This is a genomic window from Paraburkholderia sp. SIMBA_030, assembly GCF_046535245.1.
Classification (GTDB): Bacteria; Pseudomonadota; Gammaproteobacteria; order Burkholderiales; family Burkholderiaceae; genus Paraburkholderia.
In genome coordinates this window covers 1-261 of the sequence record NZ_JAWRXB010000870.1, presented here as the reverse complement: position 1 = coordinate 261, position 261 = coordinate 1, and the positions used below count along the sequence as shown (strand labels likewise).

The following is a 261-nucleotide window of genomic DNA, read 5'->3' as shown; positions in this document are numbered from 1 at the left end:
GGCGAGTTCGGCGCGAGACTTGCGTTAAGCGGACGCTGGCAACGGGGAGCCGATATGCTCGATCAAGCAATAAGGCTTAATCCGGGAGGCGGTGGATTTTATCACGGCACGCGCGCCCTAGCTGCCTACATGCTTCACTACGACAAAACCGCTCTAAGGGAAATAGAACTGGCGGATATGCAAAAATTTCCGCTCTATCATGCCGTTGCTGCAGTCATATATGGTGAAGTCGGTAGAATGGATGATGCGCACCGCGCGACA

At 54.0% G+C, this 261-nt stretch carries 1 protein-coding gene; it reads left to right on the top strand.

The window, feature by feature from the left end; translation table 11 throughout:
- Positions 1–54: 54 nt before the first annotated feature.
- A partial coding sequence (locus tag SB772_RS42490) for a hypothetical protein (RefSeq protein ID WP_410838832.1) occupies positions 55–261 on the top strand: 207 nt, incomplete at its 3' end.